Here is a 24,162-nt window from a genome sequence, read left to right as displayed (position 1 = left end):
GGGCGGGCTGATGCGGAGAGGGCCACAGCTTACGCAGACACGCCATCGGCCGCAATGGTCCAGTATCACGATGTGAGAAATATATATGCTGCAAATGCGAAGTAACCCACCTCTTCATACATAGTAAGAATGGTCGTTGACAGCGTGCCCAGCCACTCCTAGCCTTTCCCTCAAGATCGGGGCTCTCCCGGCTCAGTGGGGACGAAACGTGGCAATGGTGGACGCGACGACGTCACCACTCCGTTCGGCCGAGGCCTCGCCTCACGTTCACGCCCTGGTGGCGGGACGGATGCACGCGAGCGTGAGGCCGCTCGATGGCGGACGGCTCGCGTCGCTGTGGCGGGAGGAGCCCGGGAGCGGCCGCACCGACGTGCTGGTGCCGATGCCCGAGACCGGCTTCGACCCGCTGAACTGGCCGAAGGCTGGCACTTACCCGCTCGTTCCCTTTTCCAACCGCATCCGCGGAGCCGCATTCCGATTTGGCGAAACCCGGGTCGAGCTTGCGTCGCACCCGGCCGCCGCGCCCCATGCGCTGCATGGTTTCTGCCAGATGCGGCCCTGGACCATGACCCGGCACTCGGAGGCGCAGGTCGAGATGCACTACCGGCACGACCCGGAGAACACTCCGGATGCATGGCCGTGGGAATTCGAGGCCATTCAGCGCATTACGCTCGATGCGACCGGCGTGACCCATGAGATCGGAGTCGAAAGCCGGGCAGCGTCGCCGATGCCGATCGGCCTGGGGCTTCATCCCTATTTCGCGGTGTCGCAGGGCGACCGCATCCGCTTTGCCGCCGATGCCTTGTGGGAGGCGGATGCCGACGGCTGCGGCCGGGAGCTTCGGACGCTCACGGGTAGCGCTCGCGTCCATGATTCACGCCATGGCGAGGAGGAGGTCACAGCCTATCACGCCGATTGGGGCGGAACGGCGTCGATCGACCGGCGCGACGGCACACGGGTCGTGATCGAGGCGGACGCCCCGCTGGACCACCTCGTATTCCACGTCCCTGCCGGCGGCGGCTACCTGTGCCTCGAGCCGGTGAGCCATGTCGCCGACGCCTTCAACCTTGCGGCGGCGGGACAGGCGGGCACTGGCGCGCGGGTGCTGCGCCCTGGCGAAGCGATCTCGGCCATCATGCGGATCAGGCTGGCATGAGGTGATCCGAAACGCGGCTGCAGCAACCATTCTACCCAAGAAAACAAGGCCAAGAGGCCGGGCAACATCTCTACCGGGAGGAAACCATGAGCAGGGATACCGAACACGGACCAGGTGAGCGCCGAGGCCTCGACCGTCGTGACATGTTGAAGGGGCTTGCCGGCGCCGCCGCGCTTTCGGCCATACCCCATGCGGCTTCCGCCCAGACGGCCAAGGAAGCGCCGGCCCTTGCCAAACTGGCGGCCGAAGGCAAGCTGCCGCCGCTGGCCGAGCGCGTCTCGGCCAATCCGCTCGTCATCGCCGTGGAGAAGGTGGGCCGCTATGGCGGCTCGCTCAGGCGCGGCCTGCGCGGCTCGTCCGACCATAACGGCATCCTGCGCATGGTCGGCAACCAGGGCCTCGTGCGCTGGAACCTCGCCTTCACCGAGGTCCTGCCGAATGTCGCCGACAAATGGGAGGTGAACCCGAATTCGACCGAGTTCACCTTCTATCTCCGCAAGGGCATGAAATGGTCGGACGGCAAGCCGTTCACGGCCGATGACATCGTCTTCTCGATCGAGGACTGCGCCAAGAACACCGAACTCTACAAGTCGCCGCCTTCGCCGATCGTGATCAGCGGCCAGGCCGGCACGGCGACCAAGATCGACGAGACCACGGTGAAGTTCACCTTCGCCAGCCCCTATGCGCTGTTCCTGGAGCAGATGGCGACGCCGCTCGGACAACACCCGACGCTGTTCGCCAAGCACTACTGCAGCCAGTTCCACCCGAAGTACAACCCGGGCGTGGCCGATCTCGTCAAAGCCGCCAACCTGTCCGACTGGGGCACGCTGTTCCGCAACAAGTGCGGCGATATCGAGATCCCGTCGCGCTGGGGCAATGCCGACAAGCCGACGCTCGACCCCTGGGTCATCAAGGAGCCCTATACGGGCGGCGCGACGCGCGTCGTGATGGAGCGCAATCCCTATTTCTGGCAGGTCGACAGCGTCGGCAATCAGCTACCCTATATCGACCGGCTCACCTTCAGCATCTCGCAGGACGTCGAGTCGCTGATGCTCGACGCGATCTCCGGGCGCCTCGACATCCAGGAGCGCCATCTCGACACGCTGCAGAACAAGCCGACCCTGTCGCAGAACATGCAGAAGGGCGGCTATCGCCTGATCGAGCTCGTCAACTCGTCGTCCCAACAGGTTCAGATCTACCTGAACATGACCCACAAGGACGCGAAGATGCGGGAGATGTTCGCGAACAAGGAGTTCCGCAAGGCGCTCTCGCTGGGCATGAACCGCAAGGAGATCATCGACCTGGTCTATCTCGGCCAGTCGGAGCCCCATCAGACCGGGCCGCGCCCCGGCCACCCCTGGTATCACGAGGGGCTGTCGAAGCAGTTCACCGATTTCGACCCGGGCCAGGCCAACGCCATCCTCGACAAGCTCGGCTATGCCAAGAAGGACGCCGGCGGCATCAGGCTGAGGCCCGACGGGCAGAAGGTCTTCTTCGCCATCGACGTGATTCCGACCCTGTATCCGGACGAGGTCGACGCGCTCGAGCTGGTGAAGCGCCACTGGGCCGAGATCGGCGTCGACATCAAGGTCAACACGATCGAGCGCGCGCTGTACTACACGCGCGGCGACAATAACGACCACGACGCCGCGGTCTGGCCGGGGCCCGGCGGCCTCGATCCCATGCTCGATCCGCGCGACTACCTCGCCCAGCACACCCAGGGCTCGCGCTACGCCATTCCCTGGGCGCAATGGTACGTCTCGTCCGGCAAGGACGGGCAGGAGCCGCCGGAGAGCCAGAAGCAGCGCATGAAGCTTTACGACCAGGCGCGCGCCACGGCCGACCTGCAGAAGCGCGGCGAGATCATGAAGCAGGTCTTCGACCTGACGGCCGACGCCTTCGAGACCATAGGCATCTGCCTGGCGGTGAACGCCTTCGGCATCTGCAAGAACAACCTGCAGAACGTGCCGCCGAAATATCCCAACGCCTGGTCCTGGCCCAATCCCGGCCCGGCCCTGCCGCAGCAGTTCTTCTTCGCGACGTGATCGGCGGGAGCCCGGCGGCGCCGCGGGCGCGGCCGGGCTCCCCCAACCGAGACAGGCAGTGCCATGCTCCGCTTCATCGTCAAGCGCCTCCTCTGGATGGTGCCCTCGCTGATCGTCGTCAGCTTCTTGGCCTTCGTGCTGATCCAGCTCCCGCCGGGCGACTTCGTCACGACCTATATCGCGACGCTCGCCGCCTCGAACGAGGTGGTCGACCAGAACACGGCGGCGGATCTGCGGGTCCGCTTCGGGCTCGACCAGCCGATGATCGTCCAATACTTCAAATGGATCAGCGGCATCGTGCTGCGAGGCGATTTCGGCCTCAGCTTCGAGTGGCAGCAGCCGGTCAGCGACCTGATCTGGGAGCGGATGGCGCTGACCCTGGTGCTGACCTTCTCGACCCTGCTCGCGACCTGGGGCATCGCGCTGCCGATCGGCGTGTTCTCGGCCGTCAAGAAATATTCGATCGGCGACTACATCGTCACCTTCTTCAGCTTCCTCGGCCTCGCCATCCCGAGCTTCCTGCTCGCGCTCGTGCTGATGTACGTCGCGGCCGTTGAGTTCGGGCAGGAGGTCGGCGGGCTCTTCTCCGAGCAGTACCTGACGGCGCCCTGGAGCATCGGCAAGGTCATCGACCTGCTGCAGCATCTCTGGATTCCGGTCATCATCCTGGCCGTCTCCGGCACCGCCAGCCTGATCCGCGTCATGCGCGCCAACATGCTCGACGAGCTGAACAGGCCCTATGTCACGACGGCACGGGCGAAGGGCCTCTCGGAGTTCCACCTGCTGGTGAAATACCCGGTCCGCCTCGCCCTCAACCCGTTCATCTCGACGATTTCCTGGCTGCTGCCCAACCTGGTCTCCGGCTCGATCATCGTCGCGATCGTGCTGAGCTTGCCCACGGCTGGGCCGCTCCTGCTCCAGTCGCTGATGAGCCAGGACATGTATCTGGCCGGCGCCTTCGTGCTGCTGATCTGCGCGCTCACGCTCATCGGCTCGCTGATCAGCGACATCCTGCTCGCCCTCGTCGACCCCCGCATTAGGCTGGAATAGGCCATGACCGACACCGCCCTTTCATCCGTCGACAGCAAGCGGCTGGCCGTCGCCTCGCAATGGCAGCTCGTCTGGTGGGCTTTCAGGCGGCACCATCTCGCCATGGCCGGGCTGGTCGTCACGGCGTTCCTCTACATCATCGCGATCGCGCCCGGCTTCTTCGCCGTCAACGACCCGTCGCTGCAGAATGCGCGGGCGGCCTTTCACCCGCCGCAGGTGATCCATTTCATCGACAGGGCGGCGGATGGGAGCTGGTCCTTCCGCCCCTTCATCCATCCCTCCGCGTTCAAGCGCGACCCGCAGACGCTCTCGGCGATCTATAGCGAGGACAAGACCCGCAAGAACTACGTCCGGTTCTTCGGCGAGGGCTACGAGTACAAGCTGTTCGGCCTGTTCAGCACCACGACCCACCTGATCGCCTCGGAGAACAAGGCCCAGCCGATCTTTCTGCTCGGAACCGACCGGCTCGGCCGCTGCGTCTTCAGCCGCATTATCCAGGGTACCCAGATCTCCCTGTCGGTCGGCCTGGTCGGCGTCCTGCTCTCCCTGACCATCGGCATCCTGCTCGGCGGCATTTCCGGCTATTACGGTGGGCGGATCGACTTCGCGGTGCAGCGCGTCATCGAGTTCGTGCTGTCATTGCCCAGCATTCCGATCTGGCTCGCGCTCTCGGCGGCCCTGCCGCAGGATTGGCCGGCGACGCTCAACTACTTCATGATCACGCTGATCCTCTCCCTGACGGGCTGGGCGCAGCTCGCCCGGGTCGTGCGCGGCCGCTTCCTGAGCCTGCGCACCGAGGAATTCGTCACCGCGGCCCGGCTCGACGGTGCCTCGGAAGGACGGGTGATCTTCCGCCACATGCTGCCGAGCTTCGCCAGCCACATCATCGCCTCGATCTCGCTGGCGATCCCAGCGATGATCCTGGCCGAGACCGCGCTCAGCTTCCTCGGCCTGGGCCTGCAGCCGCCGACCATCTCCTGGGGCGTGCTGCTGCGCGAGGCCCAGAACATCCGCTCGATCGCGACCGCGCCCTGGCTGTTCGCGCCCGGCGTCGCTGTGGTGGTCGCCGTGATCGCCCTCAACTTCCTGGGAGACGGATTGCGCGACGCCGCTGATCCGTACAACAAATGAGCGTCATCGATCTTGCCACCGGCCAGGAGGTCCGCGCCGCAGTCCAGGCGCCGACAATCCTCGACGTGAAGAATCTCGTGACGCATTTCCCGGTGCGCAGCGGCGTCGTCAGGGCCGTCGACGGCGTGTCCTTCACGCTGCAGCGCGGCAAGACGCTCTGCATCGTCGGCGAGAGCGGCTCGGGCAAGAGCGTGACCGCGCGCTCGATCCTGCAGATCGTCGACGCGCCGGGGCGTATCGTCTCGGGCTCGATGGTCCTGCACCGGCCCGACGGAACCTCCGTCGACCTCGCGAAGCTGAACCCGCGCGGTCGGGAGATCCGCGCGGTGCGCGGCCGCGAGATCGCGATGATCTTCCAGGAGCCGATGTCGTCGCTCTCGCCAGTCCACACGGTCGGCGACCAGATCATGGAGGTGCTGCGGCTGCATCTCGGCATGGGCAAGAAGGAGGCCCGCGCGCGCTGCGTCGAGCTGCTCAAGCAGGTCGAGATCCCCAATGCCGAAACCGCGGTGGATCGCTACACGTTCGAATTCTCGGGCGGCATGCGCCAGCGCGTGATGATCGCGATGGCGCTGGCCTGTAACCCCTCCCTGCTCATCGCCGACGAGCCGACGACGGCGCTGGACGTCACCACGCAGGCCGAGATCCTCGACCTGATCAGGCGGCTGCAGAAGCAGCACGGCATGGCGGTGATGTTCATCACCCACGACATGGGCGTGGTCGCCGAGATCGCCGATGACGTGCTGGTGATGCACCACGGCAAGGTCATGGAGAGCGGCCCGGTCGACGCCATCTTCCACACGCCGCAGGACGACTACACCCGCATGCTGATCGGCTCCGTGCTGAAGTTGGAGCAGAAGGCCGAAATCCGGCTGAAGCGGCCGCCGATCGCGGAGGAAGCCGCGCCGGTCCTGCAGGTCAAGAACCTCGCGATGTATTTCGGCTCGCTGAAAGCTCCGCTCAGGGCCGTCGACGATGTCTCGCTGGAGGTCAGGCCGGGCGAGACGCTCGGCATCGTCGGAGAATCCGGCTCAGGCAAGACAACAATGGGACGCTGTCTACTCAGGGTCTACGAGCCGCAGGCCGGGACGATCGACTATCGCCGCGCCGATGGCGAGGTCGTGGACCTGCTCAAGGCCGACAAGGCGACGCTGAAGGCCTGCCGGCGCGAGATCCGGATGATCTTCCAGGATCCGGTCGGCTCGCTCAACCCGCGCATGACCGTGGCCCAGATTGTCGGCGAGCCCCTGCTCGTCAACAAGATCGCGCAGGGCAAGGAACTCGACGACCGGGTCGCCGAGCTGCTGCGCCAGGTCGGTCTGGAGCCGTCCTGGCGGGAGCGCTACCCGCATGCCTTCTCCGGCGGCCAGCGCCAGCGCATCGGCATCGCCCGCGCCATCGCGCTCAATCCGCGCATCATCGTCGCCGACGAGGCGACCTCGGCGCTCGACGTTTCGCTGCGCTCGCAGATGCTCGACCTGATGATGAACCTGCAGGACAAGCTCGGGCTGTCCTACGTCTTCATCAGCCACGATATCGGCGTCATCCGCTACATGTGCGACCGGGTCGCGGTGATGTATCGCGGCAAGGTGGTCGAGACCGGCGCGGCCGAGCAGGTCTGCAACGCGCCGACGCACCCCTATACCCAGGCACTGCTCTCGGCGATTCCGCGGCCTGATCCCAGGGCCCGCAGCATCCACCGCCGGCATCGTTATGTCGGCTAGTTGAACCCCGGGGCATGGCCATGAAGATCGTCGATATCAGGACCTTCCTGATGCATGCGGGCGCGCCCAGCCTCAAGAACTGGGCGTCGGACGGATCATTCGGCACGCAGCAATTCTCGAAGAACCTCACCGGCAGCCGCAACTGGCTGTTCGTCAAGGTTGTCACAGATGAAGGCATCACCGGCATAGGCGAATGCTCGGGCTGGCCGCGCGTGATCAGAACCGCGGTCGAAGACCTGAAATCGCTGCTGGTTGGTGAGGATCCGACGCATATCGAGCGGCTCTGGCAGAAGATGCAGATCGCGATCATGGGCCACGGCATGACCGGCGTGGTCGGCGCCGGCGCGATGACCGGCATCGACATGGCGCTCTGGGACATCAAGGGCAAGGCGCTGAACACACCGGTCTGGAATCTGCTCGGCGGCAAGCTGCGCGACAAGATCCGCATCTATGGCCACGCGAACACCCCGGAGACCGCGCTGTCGCTGAAGCAGCGCGGCGTCACCGCGATCAAATGCGGAGGCGTTTCCGATCCCGTCAGAAAGGTCGCGGCGCTGCGCGAAGCGGTCGGCGAGGAGATGGACATCGCCATCGACCTGCACGGCCCGCCATGGCTGACGCCGGCCGATGCGACGCAGGTCTGCCGCGCCCTCGAACCCTTCAAGATGATGTGGGTCGAGGATCCGATTGCGCCCGACAATCTCGACGGCTACCGCCGCATCCGCGACCACTCGGCGGTGACGCTGGCGGCTGGCGAGCGCATGGCGACGATCTTCGGCGAACGCGAGCTGATCGAGCGCGATCTGATCGACGTGGTGCAGCCCGACACCGGACGCGCCGGCGGCATCACGCAGATGAAGAAGATCGCGGCGATGGCGGAGGCGCATCACATCATGCTGGCGCCGCATTCCGGCTCGCTCGGGCCGGTCGCGGAATATGCCGCGCTGCATCTGCTCGCGAGCTGCCCGAACGGCCTCGTCCTTGAGCGCATCGAGGATGATTGGGACGGCCGTGCCAAGACGGTCATCCCGCACCCGGCCTCGCACGACGGCTATCTCGACGTGCCCGACCGCCCCGGCCTTGGCGTCGAGATCGACGAGGATTTCGTCGCGCGATGGCCGAGCGAGATGAACGTATCGATCCCTGTGACGGAGGGCTCCGGCTCCTATGCCGAGGGCACTTTCCGCGAGCATGTCTACGTTCAGACGCGCTGGAAGCGCGGCGCCTATTTCAAGGACTAGAGCCCATGAAGATCGAACGCCTGCGGGCCTATATGTCACGCGACAAGGACCGCCCCCGCGTGGTCGTCGCGATCGATACCGATGACGGACTGACCGGCTGGGGCGAGTGCTACAATCACGGCCCGGACAAGGCGTTGCTGCCGCTGCTCGACTACCTGTTCGAGTTCATCCGTGGGCAAGATCCGCGACGGATCGAATACCTGATCCTCTATCTGCTGCAGCAGAGCCGCTTCCCGCCTGGAGCGCTCGGGCTGGCGGCGATCTCGGCAATCGACCACTGCCTTTGGGACATCTCGGCCAAGGCGCTCGGCGTTCCCGTCTATATGCTGCTCGGCGGCAATGTTCGCGACCGGGTGCGCGTCTATGCCGGCGTCTACACTGCGCCGGACCCGGCGATCGCGCGCGACCAGCTCAACGCCCTGAACGAGGAATGGGGGCTGACGGCGTTCAAGCTCAGCCCCTATCGGATCGACATGCATGCGAATCGCTGGGGCGAGGTCGTGCGCACCAGCGCCGAGTATTTCCGCACGCTCCGCGAGACGGTGCGCTCGGACTACGAGATCGCCTTCGACGCTCACGCCAAGATCTTCGAGGTCGGGCAGGCGATACAGCTCGGCAACGCGCTGGCTCCCTATGATCCGCTCTTCTTCGAGGAGCCGCTCCGGCCCGAGAACTTCGAGGCCTGGGGCGAGCTGAAGCGCGGGCTGAGCTGCACGCTCGCGACGGGTGAATCCCTTTACAGCCGGTTCGAGTTCCTGCGGCTGCTCTCGGTCAAGGGCTGTGACATCATCCAGCCCGATATCTGTGTCGTAGGCGGGCTGCTGGAGATGCGCAAGATCGCGGCCATCGCCGAAGCGCACTACGTGACCATCGCCCCCCATAACCCGATGGGACCGTTGGCCACCGCGGTGAACCTGCATTTCTCGGCGGCGCAGCCCAACTTCCGGATTCTCGAGTACCGGCTCCCGCATGGCCCCAACTACGCCTTCGGCGACGGCAGGGGCGATGCCAATGTCCAGCCCGATCGCTCGCAGGGAGCCTGGTACGTCAAGGACCCCTATCTACCGAAGGACGGCTATCTCGAATTGCGGCCCGACCGCTCCGGCTGGGGCGTCGAAATGGACATGGATGTCCTGGCCAGGGAGGACTACATCCACTGGGAGCGCAAGGTCCCGCGCCGCCCGGACGGTTCCACCGCCTATGCCTGATGCGGCAGGCGGAAGGGTGATGGGCTTGGGTTGCGGGGCGGTGCTGAAGTGGGCCTGGTTCTCTTTCGCCACGAGCAGCCGCGTTGTGGACGATTTAGCGATGGAGTGCCCGGCGCCGCGAGCGCGCCGGACCGCTCGGCCGCGGCAGCGAGAAACAAGCGGACAGCGCGAATTTTTGAACCGCTTCCAGGCGGAAGTTGCCAAGGGCCAATCACGGCCGCCGCCTCCGGCAGGATGAACTGCCGAAGAGCGGACATTGCTAATGTCAGCAACGGGCCAGAATCGGCCTTACGTCTGTGACCCTCAATGTGCGGACGCTCTCCAATTAACCCGAACTCCGCTACCATCCACGAAGCGGACTCTACCCTCTCCGAGCCCAGTCATGCGGCCACAGGCAGCGGATCGGTGCCTTCACTCAGAATGGCAAGATAGCGGCGGTAGCCGAACACGCGGCCGCGCTTGCGCCCGGTCACCTCTTTGACGATGCCGAGCCGCTCGAGATCGGCGAGGGCGGCGTTGACGGTCGGCATGCTGAGACCCGTCTGCGTGACGAGTTGCCCTGCGGTGAGGAACGGATGCTGCTGCAGAAGCTCATGGATGCGCAAGGCCGAGCCGGCGCGGTCGCTCTCCGCGGTGATGCGCTCGCGATCTGCCCTGAACAGGTCGACAATGCGCGTCGCGGCGTCAAAAGCCTGGTTCGCCGTATCCGCGATGCCCTTCAGGAAGAACTCGAGCCAGGCCTCCCAGGCTCCACGCTCGCGCACCTCCTGCAGGAGGCGATAGTAGTCGGCCCGGTGTGTCTTCAGATAGAGGCTGAGGTAGAGCAGTGGCCTTCGCAGCACGCCATGGACGCACAGATAGAGCGTCACCAGCAGGCGGCCGATGCGGCCATTGCCGTCGAGGAATGGGTGAATTGTCTCGAACTGCACGTGCAGAAACCCGGCCTTGATCAGCGCTGGCAGCCGCGACTTGTCCTCGTGCATGAAGGCTTCGAACGCGGCAAGGCAGGTGTCGAGCTCCATCACGGGAGGCGGAACGAACAGCGCGTTGCCGGGGCGGGTGCCTCCGATCCAGTTCTGCGAGCGCCGGAACTCGCCTGGGCTCTTCGTGCCGCCGCGGCCGCTCTGAAGGAGGCGGCCATGCATCTCGCGGATGAGCTGGAGCGAGAGCGGCAACTCCTTCAGCCGCTCCAGGCCGAACATCATCGCGTCGACGTAGTTCGAGACCTCACGGATGTCGTCGATTGGCTGACCGGCCTGAGCTTCCGTCTCGAACCGGAGGAGGTCGGTCAGGGTCGACTGCGTGCCCTCGATCTGAGAGGAGAGCACCGCTTCCTTGCGCACATACATATAGAGGAAGAGCTCCTGCCGCGGCAGGAGCGTGGTTATGCCGTCGAGCCGGCCGAGCGCCCGCTCCGCGAGGCTGAGGTGCGGCAAGAGGGAGAGGATATCGATCGGCGGCTGCGGCGGCAGCGCGGGCGGCATGAAGGCGCGGACGATCTCGCCGCCAACCGGCGTTTCCACAAAGCGGCCAAGGCGCGACTCGATGGTGTGAACGTGAGCCATACGGGCACTATGGATGGCTGACGCTATTTAAACAATTGGCCATCGGATTAATTAACGGTTGTGCTAAGGCAAGCTCGCTTAAATAGCGAAGCGGTGGTGATCTCGGGATCGGCAGAGGGAGCGCTTGGCTGTTGGACCGTTGATGTGTGCCAGGCTGCCTTGGTTGCTCGGATCGTGTGGAGCGCCTCCGGCTTGAGGTGCGTATATCGCCGCAGCATCTTCCAATCCTTGTGCCCGGTCACAAGGGCAACCTGCTCGATCGTGAAGCCTGCTTGGAACAATCGGCTGGTGCCTTCGTGGCGAAGATCGTGGAAATGCAGGTCCTCGATCTTGAGGTCTTCGCACTGACGGCGAAACGCGGTGCCAACCGAGCGGCTGTTATAGGGGAAGATGCGGCCTTCTCGCGCGTTCGAGAAGCGCCCTTGCTCTTCGATGATCTTGCACGCGTCATAGCCCGATACGTCGAGCAGAGGGATGCGCTGATTGTTGCCGTCCTTGTTACGAGGGTCCTTGCGGTCACGAATGAGAAGCATGCGCGCATCCTTGTGGCGGAGAAACGTCTCGTTGAGTATTGCCCCTTGCGACGGATCTGGGCTCTCCAAGAGCCGGATTTTAGTTTAGTGAAGGTGGCCAATTTCGTGTGCGCTCCGTGTGCACTGACGCATCGAAAAACCGGAAAATGGGGCGTGTCGTGGCAAAATCGAGTGCACACGACGCGACCTAACGATCTGAAACTACTAGAAAAATGCAGCAATATCAATCATTTAGATTATCCGTGGCGCCGATGATGGACTGGACCGATTCCGCTTGCCGGGTGGTCCATCGCCTGATGACGCGCCATGCGCTGCTCTATACCGAGATGGTGACCGCGCAGGCGGTGATCCGTGGTGACCGCCAACGCCTGATCGGCTTCGACGCGATGGAGCATCGGGTCGCGCTTCAGCTCGGGGGCAATGATCCGAAGCTTTTGGCCGAGGCCGCTAAGATCGGCGCCGATTTCGGCTATGACGAGATCAACCTGAACTGCGGCTGCCCCTCGGACCGGGTGCAGGGCGGAGCCTTCGGCGCCTGCCTGATGCGCGAGCCGGCGCTGGTTGGCGAATGCGTCGCGGCGATGAAGGCGGCGGTTTCCATCCCCGTCACGGTGAAGTGCCGTATCGGCGTCGATGATCAGGATCCGGAAGCTGCGCTCGATGCGCTCACCGTTTCCCTGCGTGCCGCGGGCGTCGATGCGCTGATCGTCCATGCCCGCAAGGCCTGGTTGCAGGGGCTCTCGCCCAAGGAGAACCGCGAGATCCCGCCGCTCGACTATGAGCGTGCCTATCGCCTGAAGGCGGCCAATCCCGACCTGCCGATTGCCATCAATGGAGGCATCAAGGCGCCATCCGAATGGCTGCGGCATCTGGAGAAGCTCGACGGCGTGATGATCGGCCGCGAGGCCTATCAGAACCCGGAGATCCTGCTGCAGGTCGATCCGCTGCTCTTCGGCACGGATGCGCCGGTGCCGGATGCCTTCGCCATGCTGGAAGCGCTGGAGCCGCATATCGCCGCACATCTGGAGCGGGGCGGGCGGCTGCATGCCTTCACGCGCCACCTCGTCGGACTGTTCCCGGGCCGGCCCGGGGCGCGCCTCTTCCGCCGCCATCTTGCCGAGCGCTGCGTCGGAGCGGATGCGACGCTGGACGATCTGCGTGCCGCCGTGGCGCATGTTTCCCGTTACGAGGCCGCCGCAGCGGCCTGACGGCCGCTGGAGCAGGCGTTCCACTCACGCCAGCTTGCTCGCAGGCGGGCAAATCCGGGCCGTCAGCCGCGCCGTGCCGCCTCGATCGCCGCGACGTCGATCTTCCGCATGGTCATCATCGCGGTAAAGGCACGCTTCGCTTCCTCGCCGCCGACAGCCAGCGCCTCCGACAGCACGCGCGGCGTGATCTGCCAGGAGATGCCCCACTTGTCCTTGCACCAGCCGCATTCGCTCTCCTGGCCGCCATTGCCGACGATGGCGTTCCAGTAGTGGTCGGTCTCCCGCTGGTCGTCGGTGGCGACTTGGAACGAGAAGGCTTCGCTGTGCTTGAAGGCGGGGCCGCCATTGAGCCCGAGGCAGGGAATGCCGAGGACCGTGAAGGTGACCGTCAGCACATCGCCGGCCTTGCCGGAGGGAAAGTCGGTGGGCGCACGAAAGACCGCGTCGACCGAGCTGTCAGGAAAGGTCTCGGCATAGAAGCGCGCCGCAGCCTCGGCCTCCTTGTCGTACCAGAGGCAGATCGTGTTCTTGGCAATCGCCATCGCGTTTTCCTTCCGTTTCTGAAGTGACACCCGTTCTGTCCATGGCCCGGAGACGGTCCGCTGCCGGCGAAAATGGAGCAGCACCAACACGAAATGCGCGGAGGGCGCCGACGTTCCGCCGATGAGGCCTGTGCCCTGCATCTTGTAGGGGCAGCCGAAGTTTGCCGCAAACATGATCCCGAGATCGCGCAACTCCTTGATGCCCAGGCTGTTTGGATGGAGATTACCGCAGTGAAGGCGAAGTGCTTCCGCAAATCTGGCCGCCGGCCGAAGCCGCCAGGGGCTGATCGACTTCGGGATCGGAATGGAGGACGACCTCAGAGGCAGTTGCTCCATTTGCGATGACGCGCACCTGTGGGTAGCCTTTACATGGTCGCAATGGCCTTTGGCCCCTGCTTGCCGGCGCGGGCATCGCGGTTCTCTCGCATATCCTTGCCATTCCCGACATAAAGGCCGATCGGCTGGTCAATCTGATGCCAGATTTCCCGCCGGCCCGTCTGCCGATCAATCTGACCTATCCGTCCCGGCGTAACCTGCCGCTTCGCGTGAGAACCGTCATCGACTATCTCGTTGCGGCGATGCGGGAAGACGCGTTCATGACCTCGTGATCGGCATCGGTTCGATCCCGGCCGAGGTCGTTGACGGTCGAGGTTCGTCATCTTCGCTATTCTTGGCGCCGTCCAAGCATGGCAGCTTTCGCAAGGCGACGTTGGCGCTCGGAACATACGAGTCGTCCGTCAGTCGTCGTGTCCGAGATATTGAAGGCGACCTGGGGGCATCGCTATTTCAACGCCACAGACGTGGGAGACAGCGCTGTGCCCTGCGCTCCCTGGGAACTGAGCAGGGCCCGACGGGCCGTCACTGAATAGCGGGCGTGGTTGATCGCCAGGGTCATTGAGGAATCGGCACCCGAGCCGCCAGCGGAGGCGAGGGCATCGCCGACCAGTTGATGGAGCGATCGGTCCAGGGCTTCCAGCATCTCGGTATCGGCTTTCTGCGCCTGATCGGCGATCTGGATCAACTGCCCGATCCGTTTCTGCTCCTGGCGCATCCGCCCCGTCTTCGCACGCCCCAAAACGATCGTGGCAACCGAGCCCAGGATGCTGATAGCCGCCGCCGCGAGATAGAAGTAGCTGTGGAGCTCATCGAAAAAGCTCTGTTCGCCATTGCTGAGATAGTTGGCGACGCCTGGATGGATCGGCAGGATCGGATTCTTCGCGTCGGGGTCGGGCGCTTCGATCTGGCTTGCCAGCGGGGTGAGCGCGACCAGCTTAGTTTTCGACGTGAACAGGGTCCGGCCGATCGCTCCAGCGACAAGATCGAGCATCAAGTCGGGCGCGACGAGCCGGTAGGTTACGGCGAGCGTGGTCACCGTGTCGTCAGGCGTTGCCGGGCGAGACCTGACGGCGCCTTCCGGCACATCATAGGACTCGAAGGCCGGAAAGCGCCGATTGAAGGCATCCGCATCGGAGAAAGCCAGGATCGTCGGCGTTCCCCCGGTTCCCTTGGCCATGGCCGCCACTGCGCCGACCACCTCTCCCGGCCCGACCGGGCCGACGGCAAGGATGGCGGCGACATGCCGTTGATGAACCGCCGCCACCATCTCGTCGGGGGACAGGAAGACCCGCTTCACCTCACGGGGCGCGACATCGTAGTAGCTCAGGATGAGGTCGAGCAGCGCGGCGTTGACGTCCTGCAGACGTCCCTGCGGAATTGCGATCGTCTTGCCGGAGAGCATGCCGATGCTGTCGATCGCCGATTTCGGCGGCAGCACGAAGGCGACGACGTCGCGGCGCAGGATCGCGATGGTCTGGCCATTGGTCGGCGGCGAGACGTCGCTGCGGATGATGGCGAGATCGGCAGTGCCGCTTTCGATTGCTCGCGAACTGGCAGCCAGATCGTCGACCTGAACCGGCTGAAGCTTCACACGGGGATGATCCTGGGCCACCTCGGTGATGAGCGCGCCGATAAGGCGCTGGGCATCCGTGCCGAAGGCGCCCGTCGTCACCCGCAAGGTTGCGTGGGGCGCCCCGTAGTGAATGGCTGCCGCCACGGCGCCGATGACGAGCAGGGCACCCGCCCATAGGGCAAATCGCATCATCCTGCTCCCCGTCATTGGCTTCGAGGCATCAGGCAGGGTGTGCCACTGGCACACGAGGCCTCTTGGGTTCGGTCCTGCAAAGGTGAAGTCTGCCGTACCGGGCAGGGGAAGGCCTCACTAACCTTGGCGGCGTCTCTTGAATCCGAACGCCTCTCTTTCGCTTAGAACGCAGGCTCGGCCCTCACGCCGTCTAGGGCCAGCGCAACAAGAATGGAAAGCCCGCAGAGCCTGACGATGAGAGCCAATTCGGTCGCCTTTAATTGCCCGTGGGTGCGCCGAGTTGATAGTCCTTCTGCAGGGTTCGGGCCGAGGACGGGTAAAGAGTCTGGCATTCTGAAAAATAGGCCGTCTGGGGTTGCCTGTTGGCAGGGTCTGCGCAGATTGCGGCGAGTTGTTCTCGCCTCGATTGCGAAGTTTGACAGCCGGAGAGAATGGCGCTCGCCAAAACGACCGAACCAACCAATCGAAGTGATGTCATTGTGATCGCCCCTTTTGAGTTCAGACCAAAGGCCGGGCCGAAAATCCGGCCCGGATCGTCAGTGGAAGGGCAGCGCCTTCGAATTAGGGCTTCATCTCGATGCCGCGCTCAGCGCGCATATCCTTGAACACGACGGCGATGGCTTCGATCACGCGCTTGTTCTGATTGGCCTTGCAGTATTGAATGACCTCATGCTCCGCTTCTTTCCCGCGCTTGACGTTGAGCATGTGCTTTCGCGCAAGGCCGTTGTACCAGCCGCTATACCAAGTCGTCAGCATGTCGGCGTCTTCTTGAAACGTTCCTGCCAATTGTGCGCAGGTCAATTTCTGCACATCGATGTAACCCTTGTCGTCTGCATACGTGCTCAGAGCGGTCTGTGCGACGGCGGGGGCCGCAAGCACGATTGCGAAGAGCGATGCAGCCACTGCTTTCCTGATCATTTTCGTCACCTTGCAGAATTATGCCAACAATTATCAGAGATGGATTTCGCGGATACCCGTTCAGCTCTGTTTTTCAGCCGCGGGGATTGTCCATGTCCCGTTGAGGATCGACGGATCTGTTTCACTCGGCCAATACATGCGAAGCATCAGGATAAAATCGCCGGAAGGCGCGGGAAGCCAGTTCGATTCCTTGTCCTTTCCGGGAGAGTCATACTGAATATACAGATCGGTGGAGCCGTCCGGATTGGTCTTCAGGTCCTGGCGGGCGCTGATGGAATATCGATTGAGCGGATTGTTCACGAAGAAGTACTTGTCGTCATACATGGTCAGCGACCAGAAGCCCTCCGCGGGCGGCAAATGACCCTTGGGGAAACGCATGACGTACTTGTTCGCCCCATTATATTTGCGGCGAGCAGCATCGCGTTGTGAAGTCGGATAGACCGCATCCTGGGGGCGATTGGCGCCGAGGCCGATGGCGGTAATGAGCGCTCGCATCAGGTAGTCGGTACCGTAGATGCCGGTCTTTGTCGTGAAGGCCCAGCCGTTCTCGTCTTTGATAGCCCTGTTGATCTTGAACTGCAGCATAATCCTGTCGAACGCGACTTCAGGGACGCGCTTCGCCAGGTCGACCTTGAATTTACTCTCGTCGAAGTCCTGGCCCGGGACGATGCCGATACGGGCAAACCGTGCCAGCTCGGGGGCATCGGCGGCTGAAGGCGGATTGCTCTTCATCAGCTCGCAGAGCAGCTTGAAATAGGACACCGCGTCCATGCGATTGACCTGCTCTCGCACCGGGGTCTTCATGTCGATCGACGGATCGACCTTGCCAGGCGGCGGCACGTAAGGCTTGCCGTAAGCGCTGAGCGGGACAAGCTTGAACTCGTCTTGCAGCTTGTGAACTGCGGCGTAGTCCTCAGGCGTGCCGGTGCAATAGATGCGCCCGAGCAGCCAGACGATGTTTGTCGAGGACTTGTATTCCTTCACGCCCTCCGGCAGCGTGCCTTTCCAGCCGGGGCCGGTAATCGCATAGGTCTGGGCTCCGGTGCCAGTTGTACGCTTGCCCGGCACCTGGAAGACCGTCGTCCAGCCGTCGAGCATCGGCAGCAGGAAGTATCGTCCCTTCATATCCGGAACGCTGAGGACCCAAGGCTCCTTTCCGACGTCGAAGAATGAGGTCGTATAAAGCGTGTCCGCGTTGGGCGCAGTGACGTCCTTGAAGGACGCGTCGGGATAGCTGCGCAGCTTGATGATCTGTCCCATCGGCCCCCGCGTTCCCACGGGCTCGGCAACGTTGGTGATGATCCGCCGGGTCATCTCCATGGTGACCAGCGGGTACCCGAAGATGTAGGCGTCGGTCGCCAGCCAAAAATCCTCCAGACCTTCGCCAATGCCGAGGAAGGCTCCTTGCTCGGCGAGCGCCGAGTGCCCCATCGTCGCGCTCGCGAGCGCTCCTACGCCGCCGAAAGCTGCGGTTCGCCGAGTGATCTTCATTGTGGATCTCCACCTTGCGCCAGACTGAGGCGCGCCGGGTGAGCTTTTGCAGCCGCGTGCCCCGGTCACTCCCCGCGAAACCCTGTGCCCATGGGCTCCGAATTGAGCTCATTGGCGACGACGATTTCCGCACGGTCATTTGGCGCCCCCGCTATGACGAATCTTGCCATTTCGCGCCAAATGCGAATTCGAGGGGATTGGCTCAGGGCCCACGCTTTGCTGGCTGAAGCGCGGTCATTTGCGCTGCTGTCGCCTGTAATTTGCCGGCTGGATTTTCATCAGGCGTCTGAAGCTGCGGGAGAAGCTGGGCGGGCCGGTGTAGCCAAGGAGAAGAGCAATTCGCGAAATCTTCTCGTTGGTTTCGGTCAGCAGGCGGCAAGCGATGGCGAGCCGGACTTCGGTGACGATTTCGCTATGGCTGGTTCCATGCGCTGCAAGGTGCCGTTGAAGCGAGCGAGCGCTAACCCCCAATTTGCTTGCAATATCTTGAAGCGATGCGCCACACTGCAACGATGCTGTGATGGCTTCTCGCACAGCATGTTGGGAGGGGATTTGCCCGAGCTTCATCGCCTTGTCGCGAAAGGGCGAAACTTTCGCGTCTCCATTCACTCAGCTCGCCATTTAATGATCGATCGGATGGCTCGTCTGGCCATCGCCCGCCAAAATTGGACCAACGCGGAATTTCTTTAGGACAACGGAACGACTATGACCTGACGCTGATGCAAGCGGATGTCCAATTCTGCAGCCTTGGGGGAGGCGAGCATTATGAGCAGGATTCCAATAACGCGCTGTCAGTTTCTCATTCCATTCGCCAGCATCTGTGATGAGATTGGCGCGCCTACTGCGGCACTTCTGGAAAAATTCCGGCTGCCAACTTCGTTGGAAGAGAAGGCCGACGATTTCGTGCCTCTGCTGCGCGCGGTAGATTTTGCTGACAGAGCGCAGAGATCGCAAGGTATTGTCGACTTCGGATTTCAGGCAGCAAATCGACTTCAGTTTTGCCACCTCAGCGCAAAACTCAGGGCCATCATCGGATACTCGCCGACGCTGTTCATTGCTCTGCAGCACGTCTGCAAGTGGGCGACGCTGGAGGACAATGTTCTCAACATGTGGCTCGAGCGGGCCGATGATCACATCAAAATTTGCAGCAAGCTGATCGGCACCTCAGGGATCGCGCATCTCGAGCATTCGCAGTGGCTGCAGAATATTTTTCCCATTCATATCGTGCGACAGTTCGCCGGGCCGGAATGGGAGCCCGCAACGATAGCTTTTGAAGCTCATTACTCTCCGAGTATGGAAACCCGGTCCCGCTGGCCCAACACGCGGTTTCTCTCTGGGCAACTTGCTTCGTGGATCGAAGTGCCATTCTCGTTCATGGGACTGTCCAGCTCTGTCAGCGAGATGCCGCTTGAATTTTTCGCGGGGGATGCCGATCCGGCCGAGGGAGACATCATCAACTCACTCAAGTTGATGTTGCCGTCCTACCTGGACGAAGGGGTTCCGACCGTCGCCGAAATCGCGGAAATGGCGGGGACCAGCGTTAGAAGCCTTCAGCGCAAACTTTCGGTCGCCGGCCTTACCTATTCGGAACTGCTCGAAGCGGCACGGTTTGAAAAGGCGGTCAGGCTTCTACGCGCGACCGACGTGAAAGTTATCGAAGTCGCGTTTGCCTCGGGCTATGCAGACCCTGCGCACTTCACGCGCGCATTCCGCCGAATGTCAGGGACTACGCCGCGTCGGTTTCGCCATGAAGCGAGATCAGGATGACCTTGCCGTCTCATCCAGCCGGTTGGGGTTGGATGTCCGCTATCGGCGCTCTGCCAATGTCCGCTTCTCTAATCGGACAGTTGGGTCAAACTCGGATTGCACCTCTGTGCCGGGGTTGCGGTCGTTTAGCGCAACTGCGGCAAACTTCGGTTTTCCCGACATCTTCTGTGGGGAAAGGCGAAGTTTGCCGCACTGACCTTCAATTCGCGTCATAACCCATTGAAATATTTCAGTGCGGCTGTGGTCGTGTTGAGGTTGAAAGTGCCGCAGTTAAGGCAAAGTGTTTCCGCAACTAGGCCGCAACCGGCAAGTCGGCGGCGCGTATCAACCGAGCGTCGGCAGGCTTATGCGAACGGGCAGCTTCTAAAGCTGGCTTCTAAAATAGGGGCCGAGAGCGTCTCTTTTGGAGACGACGCTTCGCGGCTTTCAGTCAGCTAATGCAGGCAAGAGCGTGCGTGCGGTTGCGACTGGCAAGCATTCCGCGCTGCGGCGTCAAAGCGGCACAGGTTCCACCTGGCAACCAATTCCCAACGCCGCTCGTTAATGTCAAAGCCGCAGTCAGGATATCTGATTAGTCTGGATTGCCGTTGGCTGATACGAGCCGCAGGCGCCGCAGCTCTTCCACTATGACCGGACCGAGACGAAGGGCGCCTATGTCGGGTATCCCCGCCAGCCACTTCCGCGCCGCGTCGGCCGTGAGATTGCTGTCTGGGAACTCAGGTTGGAGTGCGGCGGCGGCAATCCGCGACAGGCCAAGTTCCATGAACGACCAGCCGGATTTCGTCGCGATGCCGAGTTCCAGCGCCAATGGGAAGTCGTAAATGTCGCCGACCTTTTCAGGCTGCCCGCTCTCTCGCAGGACCATCGCGAGGATATCGACGTAGGCTTTGCCGAGTTGCACATATCGGAAACGGACTTGGTCCTCGATGAGGTCGAACTCTCTTCTGATCACGTCGTCGACGACGATTATTCCGGGATCCTTCACCCTGCTGCGTGGATTCTGCTCTCGAGTGATTCTATTGGCCTCGCGCCTCTTCTCGTCACGCCTTTCCTGTCGCCGGACGGCTTTTGCTAGCAGGACCGGATACGGCAGACCACGCATCCAATTGAGCGCCACACCGGAAACCAGACCCGCAAAGCCTTCGTTGCCCCGATTTACCTCCCGATGAATTCTCGCAAAAATTGATCCGTAGGACTTGGAGGCACCTTTCGCGAGGGGGCTGACGGGCATCAAGGAGAGTGTGTCATCCGCTGCGATCTTCTCTAACATATGATCGTAGAGCCGCCGCAATCCGAACGGATCCACGGTCCAATTGGTTGCGAGCAAGCTAGCCGGCAGGGCGAGGTGCTTGTTGGCGGTGATGCTGGCCTCGGCCAGCCGGGCACGTAGTCCCTCGTCCACGCTGCCAAGGGTTCGCTTCACGAAATCGCGGACATCTCCCCCAGCTGCCTGGGCGATCAACAGGCCGGCTGCGGCTCTGACCCGCGGTGCGTCGTCGTCGTTAGGCGACTCGCTGGGCATCGCGCCCTCTAGCGCTGCGATCAAACGATTGGGGACGTCTAATGCCGTCCGAAGAAAGGCTGACTGCACCTCGTAGCCCACGAACGCGTCGAGTGGCTTTTCCGGCCATTCGTCGTAGTCCACGAGGAAGACATTGCCCACAATGTCACGGGACATGCGTCCCGCGCGTCCGGCGAAATTCCATAGAGCAGCCGGGTCAAGGCGCTTTCCGGTTCCTCTGGTCGGCGTATCGATGAAAACGTTTCGGGCGGGAAGGTTGATTCCCTCAAAAAGTGTTGTCGTGCAGGCGAGAAACTTGATGTGGCCGTCCCGAAACGAGCCCTCGATGGTCTCCCGCAGGAGCGTCGGCATCTTGCCGTAGTGAAACGCGACGCCTTTCCTAATCATCCCGGCGAGGGTGTAATCGGCATGGATGTGATCTTTGACAAAGTCGGCGATCTCGGCGAGCGCGGGGTCGCTTTCGTCCGTCCGCCCATGGGCTAGTTGCCGCGCAATCGTTTCAGCGTCGGTTGGGCCCGTGGCATAGACGAGAGAGCCACCTTCCGAGCCCAGCTCCAACGCCGTGGCTGCGAGGCGGCTTTCCGGCACATCGAAACCTCGCTCGCTTCTCAGATTGCCGAGCGGGCGGGGACCCTCCGACGTCAGCAAGTCCAGCACTAGTGCGTTCGCGGCCTCTGCCTTTCTCACCTGGATTCTGTTCTGGAGGACGGAGGGCAGCTCTGAGCGCGCAACACTGAGTTCGGGGACGCCAATCGTGGCGCCGACGGCCTCGAAACCTTTCGCGCCGGGAGCCAGCAGTACGAGGCGCGTGGATCCACTCCTTCGAACAGCCTGCTCGATGCTGTCCTGAAGAATCATGCCACGGGACCCGGCTGACAGATTCTGCGCCTCATCAACGACGATAAGGTCGAATGTGACGGAGGATGCGGCCAGAAGAACTTGTAGGCGCTCCTGCGTTAGCACGAATACCTGTCGGGCTGGAGCAGAGGAGTCGAGCGTTGGCACCGTGGAGACCCTGATCCCGGAACCTTCGCCCAGTCGCTTCTGAATCTTAGCACTCACCTCGGACAGGAGCGCTCTCGTTGGCGCCACATAAACCGCGCAGAAAGATTCCGAACGCTCAATCTGCCGGCAAAGGTGCTCGATGACGAGGAACGATTTTCCGGCTGAGGTGGGAGCCGAGACGGCAATTGCGCGGGCCTGCGGGAGCTCGTCCCAGGTTTCCTTCTGGAAGTCTGTTAAGGGCAGCCATTCGTCCCCAACACGCACGCTATTTAGCTCTCGAGAAAGCGTTCGCCGGAGCGCATCGAGGAAAGAGGCTCCCACCTCTGATCCGGGTCGGGCGACGCGGGCCAGCGCCGGAAAGTTGCCCAAGTCCGTCAGAATCCGGCGGCTACGCTCGTAGGCCGCTTCGTCGTCGGCTGCCACGATAAGCGCGTTAAGTGCTATAGACTGGGCAACACGTCGGAAACCTAGGTCCTCAGTCTGCACGAAGACCCCGGCGCAGTAGAGCAGCTTGTGTAGCTCCTCATCCGAAAGCGGGCTCGACGATCGCTCAAGTTCAGCTCCAATTGACCGCACGGCACCGGAGCTCTCCAACCGCCCGAGGATTTCGGAGAATGCCTTATGGCCTGTCATACGAAGCGAGAGGTCCAGTGCGAAGTTCATTCCCGATCCTCGCTCACCGTGTCCGTTTCGTCGTCGATATCGGCGTCGTCGCCGTCCAGCGGCAAGTCCCGATCGGCGACCCCCATTGCCGCGTAGAACGCCTTCCGCAGCGTCCTTACGTCGGGCACAGCCACGAAAAAGACGACGGCCTTCCTAGGGTCCGCGCCATGCTTCAGCAACTGCTTGCGGGCGAACATCCGCAGCGCGCCATGGTCCGCGGAATACCGTTCGGCAAAGCCGCGCTCGTGGATATCCGGGGGCAGGTCGTCGCGGATCGCCAGCCGTTTGCCGAAGTGACTTGGCTCCGAGTGGCAGATGACGCCGACGAACCGCTCCCTGCGTTGTGGCGCCCGGTTTCCGATCACGTCGAAGTGGTCGAGTGCATGCTGTCTAGCCTCGCCTTCGAGCGCGTCGAGGTTCCCCAGATCCGCAACGATCTCGTACTCTCGAAGGTATTGACGGCGGTCAGAGAGGAACTCGGCGGCTGACGATGCGTAGGATGCAGCACCCCGCCGTCCGGTTCCCGAAAGCTTCGACTCCAGGAAATAAACTGTTAGCGAGCCGTTCTCGTACAGCGCATGGATGCCGTCCAGTCCGTGGACCGGCATGTTGGCGGCCGTTTTCAGCGACATCTTGCTTGCCACCTGCGCAGCCCCAAGATGCTCCTGCACGAGACAATAGGCGAGAACCTCGCCCAATTCGCTAGCGCGACTCGGGTGACGGGCGTTGAACTCGATGAAAAGATCCCTAACCGCTTTGTGGCACCGCGCGACGGCACTCATATCGCCGCCCGCGATGTCACGGCGGAATTTTTCCTGCTTCCGCCTCGGTAGGGCGTAGAACATGCATTCCGCCCAGAGGAGTTCCGCAAGATCCGCTATCCGCGGGATATCTTCGCTGAACCGGACGTGCAGTAGTCCGGTGCGTGGTCCCTCCCAATCCGCGTCATGCCCGGCGTGAACGCAACAGTTCACGACGCTGTCGATCCCGGATGTGTTTAGTAAGGTGGCAAGGGCGCGGGCAAATGCTGCGCCGTCCATGTGATCATCGCGCCCGTCCGCAACCTCGTCTGGCATCTCAAGCTCGCGATACTAAACTTAGAGCTAAAAACGCGCATTTGGAGAGGGACTGCCACATAAATGTTTCAAGGGGGAACATTGATCCTCGTGCTTGCGCACTTTTAAATGGATTCCCACGCGAGTGTAGGGGCGAAATAATCGCAAACAATAGTATTGAAAGAATGTTCATTCAGCATAAATCCATTCACATCTGTTTAATTCAGTGATCATTTA

At 62.6% G+C, this 24,162-nt stretch carries 19 protein-coding genes and 1 pseudogene; 12 read left to right on the top strand and 8 right to left on the bottom strand.

Annotation, left to right across the window (positions count from 1 at the left end):
• Positions 1-214 precede the first annotated feature (214 nt).
• The 7 genes from FQV39_RS10540 to FQV39_RS10510 all read left to right on the top strand — a co-directional run bounded on the left by FQV39_RS10540 (position 215) and on the right by FQV39_RS10510 (position 9,555).
• On the top strand, positions 215-1,156 hold the full coding sequence (locus FQV39_RS10540) for an aldose epimerase family protein (protein ID WP_149130248.1): 942 nt from the start codon (positions 215-217) through the stop codon (positions 1,154-1,156).
• Between the two features lie 143 nt (positions 1,157-1,299).
• The gene (locus FQV39_RS10535) at positions 1,300-3,201 is read left to right on the top strand and encodes an ABC transporter substrate-binding protein (protein ID WP_472840641.1); all 1,902 of its coding nucleotides are present in this window, start codon (positions 1,300-1,302) and stop codon (positions 3,199-3,201) included.
• Between the two features lie 63 nt (positions 3,202-3,264).
• Positions 3,265-4,251, top strand: coding sequence for an ABC transporter permease (locus FQV39_RS10530; RefSeq protein ID WP_149130246.1), 987 nt, complete (start codon positions 3,265-3,267; stop codon positions 4,249-4,251).
• Between the two features lie 3 nt (positions 4,252-4,254).
• Entirely contained in the window at positions 4,255-5,382 is a 1,128-nt protein-coding gene (locus FQV39_RS10525; RefSeq protein WP_149130245.1) for an ABC transporter permease, read from the top strand.
• Positions 5,379-7,106: an ABC transporter ATP-binding protein gene (locus FQV39_RS10520; RefSeq protein ID WP_149130244.1), complete on the top strand. Its 1,728-nt coding sequence runs from the start codon at positions 5,379-5,381 to the stop codon at positions 7,104-7,106. The genes FQV39_RS10525 and FQV39_RS10520 overlap by 4 nt, the downstream gene beginning before the upstream one ends.
• 20 nt (positions 7,107-7,126) lie before the next feature.
• Positions 7,127-8,347 (top strand): mandelate racemase/muconate lactonizing enzyme family protein, encoded by a 1,221-nt coding sequence (locus FQV39_RS10515; protein WP_149130243.1) that lies wholly within the window; start codon positions 7,127-7,129, stop codon positions 8,345-8,347.
• A gap of 5 nt (positions 8,348-8,352) precedes the next feature.
• Complete coding sequence (locus tag FQV39_RS10510; RefSeq protein ID WP_149130242.1) at positions 8,353-9,555, top strand: mandelate racemase/muconate lactonizing enzyme family protein; 1,203 nt, start codon at positions 8,353-8,355, stop codon at positions 9,553-9,555.
• Positions 9,556-9,935: 380 nt separating this feature from the next.
• Here the strand turns inward: FQV39_RS10510 and FQV39_RS10505 are convergent, their stop codons facing one another.
• Together FQV39_RS10505 and FQV39_RS10500 are read right to left on the bottom strand one after the other, a co-directional pair.
• Positions 9,936-11,120, bottom strand: a complete 1,185-nt coding sequence (locus FQV39_RS10505) for a Fic family protein (protein ID WP_149130241.1) — start codon at positions 11,118-11,120, stop codon at positions 9,936-9,938.
• A 47-nt stretch (positions 11,121-11,167) separates the two neighbouring features.
• Positions 11,168-11,653: a tyrosine-type recombinase/integrase gene (locus FQV39_RS10500; RefSeq protein WP_248313318.1), complete on the bottom strand. Its 486-nt coding sequence runs from the start codon at positions 11,651-11,653 to the stop codon at positions 11,168-11,170.
• Positions 11,654-11,865: 212 nt separating this feature from the next.
• Between FQV39_RS10500 and dusA the strand changes: the two genes are divergently transcribed.
• Positions 11,866-12,861 carry a tRNA dihydrouridine(20/20a) synthase DusA gene (gene dusA, locus FQV39_RS10495; RefSeq protein WP_149130240.1) on the top strand — a complete coding sequence of 332 codons (996 nt, stop codon included), beginning with the start codon at positions 11,866-11,868 and terminating at the stop codon, positions 12,859-12,861.
• 62 nt (positions 12,862-12,923) lie between these two features.
• Here the strand turns inward: dusA and FQV39_RS10490 are convergent, their stop codons facing one another.
• Complete coding sequence (locus FQV39_RS10490) at positions 12,924-13,397, bottom strand: VOC family protein (protein ID WP_210251225.1); 474 nt, start codon at positions 13,395-13,397, stop codon at positions 12,924-12,926.
• A gap of 401 nt (positions 13,398-13,798) precedes the next feature.
• Here FQV39_RS10490 and FQV39_RS10485 point away from each other — a divergent pair.
• Positions 13,799-14,011 (top strand): annotated as a pseudogene (locus FQV39_RS10485) (LysR substrate-binding domain-containing protein); the annotation flags it as partial.
• Complete coding sequence (locus tag FQV39_RS10480; RefSeq protein ID WP_248313317.1) at positions 14,008-14,268, top strand: helix-turn-helix domain-containing protein; 261 nt, start codon at positions 14,008-14,010, stop codon at positions 14,266-14,268. The pseudogene FQV39_RS10485 and the gene FQV39_RS10480, both read left to right, overlap by 4 nt.
• Here the strand turns inward: FQV39_RS10480 and FQV39_RS10475 are convergent.
• The 3 genes from FQV39_RS10475 to FQV39_RS10465 all read right to left on the bottom strand — a co-directional run bounded on the left by FQV39_RS10475 (position 14,185) and on the right by FQV39_RS10465 (position 17,913).
• Positions 14,185-15,504 carry a TAXI family TRAP transporter solute-binding subunit gene (locus FQV39_RS10475; protein ID WP_248313316.1) on the bottom strand — a complete coding sequence of 440 codons (1,320 nt, stop codon included), beginning with the start codon at positions 15,502-15,504 and terminating at the stop codon, positions 14,185-14,187. The two genes, FQV39_RS10480 and FQV39_RS10475, sit on opposite strands and share 84 nt — an antisense overlap.
• A gap of 561 nt (positions 15,505-16,065) precedes the next feature.
• Positions 16,066-16,422, bottom strand: a complete 357-nt coding sequence (locus FQV39_RS10470; protein ID WP_149130236.1) for an HdeA/HdeB family chaperone — start codon at positions 16,420-16,422, stop codon at positions 16,066-16,068.
• A gap of 60 nt (positions 16,423-16,482) precedes the next feature.
• Complete coding sequence (locus FQV39_RS10465; RefSeq protein WP_149130235.1) at positions 16,483-17,913, bottom strand: DUF1254 domain-containing protein; 1,431 nt, start codon at positions 17,911-17,913, stop codon at positions 16,483-16,485.
• A gap of 153 nt (positions 17,914-18,066) precedes the next feature.
• Between FQV39_RS10465 and FQV39_RS34370 the strand changes: the two genes are divergently transcribed.
• Together FQV39_RS34370 and FQV39_RS10455 are read left to right on the top strand one after the other, a co-directional pair.
• Positions 18,067-18,603: a hypothetical protein gene (locus FQV39_RS34370; RefSeq protein WP_472840634.1), complete on the top strand. Its 537-nt coding sequence runs from the start codon at positions 18,067-18,069 to the stop codon at positions 18,601-18,603.
• Positions 18,604-18,678: 75 nt separating this feature from the next.
• A complete protein-coding gene (locus FQV39_RS10455; protein ID WP_149130234.1) occupies positions 18,679-19,680 on the top strand; it encodes a helix-turn-helix transcriptional regulator in 1,002 nt (333 codons plus the stop codon).
• 571 nt (positions 19,681-20,251) lie between these two features.
• Here FQV39_RS10455 and FQV39_RS10450 read toward each other — a convergent pair.
• Together FQV39_RS10450 and FQV39_RS10445 are read right to left on the bottom strand one after the other, a co-directional pair.
• A complete protein-coding gene (locus FQV39_RS10450; protein WP_149130233.1) occupies positions 20,252-22,870 on the bottom strand; it encodes a DEAD/DEAH box helicase in 2,619 nt (872 codons plus the stop codon).
• Positions 22,867-23,946 carry a HamA C-terminal domain-containing protein gene (locus FQV39_RS10445; RefSeq protein WP_149130232.1) on the bottom strand — a complete coding sequence of 360 codons (1,080 nt, stop codon included), beginning with the start codon at positions 23,944-23,946 and terminating at the stop codon, positions 22,867-22,869. Before FQV39_RS10445 ends, FQV39_RS10450 begins: the two co-directional genes overlap by 4 nt.
• Positions 23,947-24,162: the final 216 nt, after the last annotated feature.

Origin of the sequence: Bosea sp. F3-2 (assembly GCF_008253865.1) — a bacterium.
Taxonomy (GTDB): Bacteria; Pseudomonadota; Alphaproteobacteria; order Rhizobiales; family Beijerinckiaceae; genus Allobosea.
The sequence above is the reverse complement of the archived record's forward strand: the minus strand, read 5'-3'. Positions and strand labels throughout refer to the sequence as shown.